The sequence below is a fragment of the Corynebacterium sp. MC3 genome (genome assembly GCF_900099485.1).
Classification (GTDB): domain Bacteria; phylum Actinomycetota; class Actinomycetes; order Mycobacteriales; family Mycobacteriaceae; genus Corynebacterium; species Corynebacterium pseudogenitalium.
In genome coordinates this window covers 1-5,318 of record NZ_LT622800.1, presented here as the reverse complement: position 1 = coordinate 5,318, position 5,318 = coordinate 1, and the positions used below count along the sequence as shown (strand labels likewise).

At 67.8% G+C, this 5,318-nt stretch carries 5 protein-coding genes and 1 pseudogene; all 6 read left to right on the top strand.

Features of this window, described 5'->3' with window-relative positions:
• Nucleotides 1-667 (top strand): MsnO8 family LLM class oxidoreductase (locus tag BQ4436_RS00025; protein ID WP_143000731.1); only part of this gene is annotated, 667 nt, incomplete at its 5' end.
• Nucleotides 668-678: 11 nt separating this feature from the next.
• Entirely contained in the window at nt 679-2,124 is a 1,446-nt protein-coding gene (locus tag BQ4436_RS00020; protein WP_070975092.1) for an ABC transporter substrate-binding protein, read from the top strand.
• A complete protein-coding gene (locus BQ4436_RS00015; protein WP_070975091.1) occupies nt 2,121-3,029 on the top strand; it encodes an ABC transporter permease in 909 nt (302 codons plus the stop codon). The genes BQ4436_RS00020 and BQ4436_RS00015 overlap by 4 nt, the downstream gene beginning before the upstream one ends.
• On the top strand, nt 3,026-3,811 hold the full coding sequence (locus BQ4436_RS00010) for an ABC transporter permease (RefSeq protein ID WP_070975090.1): 786 nt from the start codon (nt 3,026-3,028) through the stop codon (nt 3,809-3,811). The genes BQ4436_RS00015 and BQ4436_RS00010 overlap by 4 nt, the downstream gene beginning before the upstream one ends.
• A complete protein-coding gene (locus BQ4436_RS00005) occupies nt 3,795-5,120 on the top strand; it encodes an ATP-binding cassette domain-containing protein (RefSeq protein WP_070975089.1) in 1,326 nt (441 codons plus the stop codon). Before BQ4436_RS00010 ends, BQ4436_RS00005 begins: the two co-directional genes overlap by 17 nt.
• An 18-nt stretch (nt 5,121-5,138) precedes the next feature.
• Nucleotides 5,139-5,318 (top strand): annotated as a pseudogene (locus BQ4436_RS11790) (hypothetical protein); the annotation flags it as partial.

Below are 5,318 nucleotides of genomic sequence, written 5' to 3'. Positions count from 1 at the left end.
GGGGGCCGAGCCGGCCGCGGCGGCTACGCGACGCCTGTCTCTAATCCACAGCGAGAGGTGTATAAGAGACCGCTTCCCGGAGGACGTGCTGGAGCTGCAGGCCTGGCTCAGCGATAGTTCCCCACTCGCCGGAGTAACCGCCGTGCCGGGCGCAGGCACCAACGTGCCGCTGTACATCCTCGGCTCCTCTATGTTCGGGGCGTCGCTCGCAGCGAAGCTCGGTCTGCCGTACTCGTTTGCCTCCCACTTCGCGCCCAACATGCTGGAGCAGGCCACGGCGTATTACAAGGAGAACTACGAGCCGTCCGAGCGCTACCCGGAGCCCTACTGCATCGCGGCCGTAAACGTCACCGCCGCGGACACCGCCGAGGACGCCGAGCGCCAGACCCACCTGGTGCACCGCAACCGGGTGCGCGCCATGATCGGCCGCCGCGGCACCATGCTCAACGATGAACAGCTCGACGAGGTCGTGCGCTCCCCACAGGGCCAGCAGATCATCGGCATGCTGCGCTACACCGCGGCCGGTACCGGTGATCAGGTCCGCGACTACCTCACCGACTTCGCCGCCACCGCACACGCGGACGAGTTGATGATTTCGCTGCAGGCCCCAACGCATGAAGAGGCGCTGCGTTCGATGGAAATTCTCGCAGGAGTCTGGGACCGCTAGACTCTACACTCATGCATTTCAGCACCCTGTCGCGCGGGCTGATGGCGTCCGCGCTCGGCGCCACGCTCGGGCTGAGCCTCGCTGCGTGTGGTCCCGCGACGCCCAGGGAGGATGTGGTCGTCGCAACGCAAGGGCCCCCTGCGGGCCTCGACTTCACCTCCATCGGTGGTGCCGCGGCACCCCAGGCGCTGATGGGCAACATCTACGAGACGCTCGTGCGTATCGACGCCAACGGCGAACCGCAGCCGTGGTTGGCGACCTCGTGGCGTGTAAGCGACGACGGCACCGTCTACACCTTCGACCTGCGCGAAGGCGTGACCTTTTCCGACGGCTCCCCCTTCGACGCCAGCGACGCCGTCTTCTCCATCAACTATGTGAAGGACTCCTGGGTCAACGGCATCAAGGAGAACATGGACCCGGTCGCATCCGCGCGCGCGGTGGACCCGCGCACGCTCGAGGTAACGCTGAAGGCACCGAGCGAGCAGTGGCTGTGGTCCATGGGAACGATGACGGGTGCGATGATGACGCCCGACTCCGTGGGAAGGCTCGCTCGAAACCCGTTGGGCACCGGGCCGTACACGCTGCGCTCGTTTGAGCCCGGCCACTCGATTGCCTTCGACCCGCGGCCCGATTACTGGGGCACAAAGCCGCAAAGCGGGGCCATGATCCGCTACTTCGGCGACGCCATCGCTGCGGTGAACGCGCTGCGCGTCGGCGATGTGGACGTCGTGTGGGCGATGCAGGCGCCGCAGCTACTCGACGCTTTGCCTGAAGACATCACCACCGCCGTCGGTACCACCAACGGCGAGGTGGTCTTCAGCATGAACAACAAGGCCGCACCCTTCGACGACGTCACCGTGCGGCAGGCCGCCGCCTACGCCATCGACCGTGACGCGCTCAACGCGGTAGTCTACAACGGGCTCGCCACCGACACTGGCGGCGCGCCCGTCCCACCGACCGACCCGTGGTTTACCGGCACCAACTACTACCCCTTCGACCCGGACAAGGCACGCGAATTGCTCGCCGGACGCACCCCTGAGGTCACCATCGAGGTGCCCAGCCTGCCGTACGCGCAGACCGCCAGCGAGCTCATCTACTCCCAGCTTCGCAGCGTCGGCTTCCGCGTCACGCTGCACACCGTCGAGTTCCCGGCGGTGTGGCTGAACAAGGTGCACAAGCAGCACGACTATCAGGCGTCGATTATCTCGCACGTGGAGCCGCGCGACATGGTGCACATGTTCGGCAACCCGGACTACTACTTCGGCTACGACTCCGCGCACGCCCGCGAGCTCATGGCGCAAGGCGACCTGCGGGCCGCGGTGGACACCATCATGGCGGATGCCGGGGCGCTCACCCTGGTCAACGCGCCGAACATCGTGCTCTACGCGCCGGGCGTGCACGGGCTTGACCCGAACGTGGTCACCGATTCCCTGCCACTGAACGAGGTGCGCCGATGAAACGCATTGCGTCAACACTGCTGCGGCTGCTCGCGCTGCTCGCCGCGGCCAGCGTGGTGATCTTCCTGCTGCTGCGGGCCATCCCGGGCGACCCGGCGCGCATCGCGCTTGGGCTCAACGCCTCGGATGAAGCGGTGGCGGAGCTGTCGCACACGTTGGGGACGGACCGCCCGCTGGTGGCCCAGTACGTGGGCTGGATCGCGGCGATGCTGCGCGGTGACTTCGGGGTGTCGCTGGCCAGCGGCGCGGACCTGGGTCCGGTGATCTGGCAGCGCGCGGGGGTCTCGCTGGTGTTGGCGGTGGCTGCGATGGTGTTGTCGCTGGCCATCGCGCTTCCTGTCGGGATCTGGCTGGCGCGGCGAAACAGTGCGGTGCTGTCCGGGCTGACGCAGCTGGGCATGGCGGTGCCGAGCTTCGTTGTCGGCATTGTGGCCGTGGCGGTGTTCTCGGTGCGTTTGGGCTGGTTGCCTGCCAACGGGTGGGGCACGGCTGCGCACGCGGTGTTGCCGGTGCTGTCGCTGACCGCCGTGCAGACGGCGATCCTGGCGAGGTATATCCGCACCGCGGTTTCCGAGGAGCTCGAGCGCGACTACGTGCGCACCGCGCGCTCTACCGGTGCGAGCATGACGCAGGTGGTGCGCGAGCACGTGCTTCGCAACGCCGCGCTGCCGGTGCTCACGGTGGTGGGGATCCAGCTGTCCGCGCTGGTGGTCAGCGCCGTGGTTGTGGAGCAGGTCTTCGCCATCCCCGGCCTTGGCTCTTTCCTGCTGGACTCGGTGCGAAACCGTGATATCACGGCGGTGCAGTCCACGATGATGCTGCTGGTGGCGTGTACGCTACTGGTCAACGCGCTCGTGGACATCGCCTACGGGGTGGTTGACCCCCGTGTCAGGAGGGCGAAGTGAACCCGAAACGAATAGCTGGGTGGGCGACGCTGGGGGCGATCGTGTTCGTGGCGGTGCTCTCACTGGTGTGGACGCCCTACGACCCGCTGCAGGCGATGCCCGCCGACCGCCTCGCCGCGCCGAGCGCCACGCACCTGCTCGGCACCGACGAGCTGGGCCGCGACCTACTCTCGCGCATCATGATGGGCGCGCGCTACACCGTTGCTGCGAGCGCAGGTGCCGCGGCGCTCTCACTGCTCGTGGGCGTGCCGCTGGGAATCCTGGCGGGCATGCGCCGCTCCTGGACGGAGCGCACCATCATGGGCGGCAGCGACGTGCTCATGGCATTCCCGGCGCTCCTGCTCGCCATCGCGTTGACCGCTGCGTTCGGCGCCAGCATGTGGATCGTGGTGCTCGCCCTTGGCATCGCGGGCATCCCCGGGTTCGTGCGCGTGTCGCGCGTGGCCACGCTTCGCGTGATGTCCCAGGACTACATCCTGGCTGCCCGCCTGAACAAGGTACCAGGGATCATGGTGGCCTGGCGCCACGTGCTTCCCAACATCCTGCCGGTGGTGATCACGCAGATCGCGGTGGCGTTTTCCATGGCGGTACTCGCCGAGTCGGGCCTGTCCTTCCTCGGTTTCGGCGTGCAGGCGCCCTTTGCGTCCTGGGGCCGGATGCTGCAGGCCAGCCAGCCGTACCTGGCCACCGCCCCGCACTTGGCGCTGTGGCCGGCGCTCGCCATCGCGCTGACGATTCTCGCGTGCAACGTCGCAGGAGGTCCCCGTGATCGACGTTTCTAACCTCCACATTGAGGGCCTGCTGCACGGCATCAGTTTCACGCTCGAGCGCGGCCAGCGCCTCGGCATCATCGGCGAGTCCGGGTCCGGCAAGTCACTCACGGCGCTGTCCATCATGGGGCTCACGGACCTCCCCGCCGAAGGCTCCATCACCGTCGACGGCGTCGAAATGATCGGCACCTCCGAGCGGACCCGCCGCCGCGTGCGCGGCTCTCGCGTCGCAATGGTCTTCCAAGAACCCATGACGGCACTCGACCCGCTCAAGAAGATCGGCAAGGTCGTGCCGCGGCACCTGCTGCAGGAAGTCGGCGTCGACCGCCCCGAGGCTTACCCGCACGAGCTCTCCGGCGGGCAGCGCCAACGCGTGCTCATCGCTCTCGCCCTCGCCGGCGACCCCGACTTCCTCATTTGCGACGAGCCCACCACCGCCCTCGACGTCACCGTCCAACGCCAGGTCCTAGACCTCATCGACACTGTGGTGCGCCGCCGCGACATGGGCCTGCTGTTCATCTCCCACGACATGCCCGTGGTCAAACACATGACGCACGAGGTCCTGGTGTTTCGCGCCGGGGCAATCGAACCTATCGACAGCCCCTACTCGCGCGCACTGCTCAACCCGGCGCTGCCCACGCTCGCGACTGCGCCGCGCGAGGTGGGCACACCCGTGGTCACGCTTCGCGACGTCTCCGTCACCCGCGGCACCACTCAAGCCCTTCGCAACGTGAACCTGGAGGTCCGCCGGGGCGAGCGCATCGGCATCGTGGGCGGGTCCGGCTCCGGCAAGACCACCCTCCTGCACGTCATCGCGGGCTTGCGCGGCGTCGACTCCGGGGAGGTCCGCATCAACGGCGGCTGCCAGATGGTGTTCCAGGACCCCTACTCTTCCTTGGACCCGCGGATGCGGGTCGGGGCGTCGGTGGAAGAGGCGGGCGTCGATACGCGGCGGGCCCGCGAGGTGCTTGCCGCGGTCGGACTCGAGGGCACCGAGCGGCGTTTGCCCCGCGAGTTCTCCGGCGGGCAGCGCCAGCGCATCTCTATTGCGCGCGCGACCGCCGCCACCCCCGATATCCTGCTTGCGGATGAGCCCGTCTCCGCCCTCGACGCCACCCTGCGCAACCAGGTGCTCACCCTGCTCGACGAGCTCGCCTCCACCCTCGTGTTCGTCTCCCACGACCTCGGCGTGGTGCGCGCGCTGTGCCCGCGCACGATCGTGATGCACGAGGGCGAAATCGTGGAGGAGGGCCGCACGCAGGACGTCCTGCGTAATCCGCAGCACGAATACACGCGGCGCCTCATCGACAGCATGTTTTAGGCGCTACTGTGGGTGGGTATGAAGATCGTAGTAGTTGGTTCCATTAACGCAGACCTCACCGTCAACGTTGCCCGCCACCCTAACCCGGGCGAAACACTCCTGGGCGAAGGCGGCGGGCTCACCGCCGGCGGCAAGGGCGCCAACCAGCCCCCTACACACCTCTCGATGTGCATAAGGGGCAGGCCTCGCTGCCGGTGG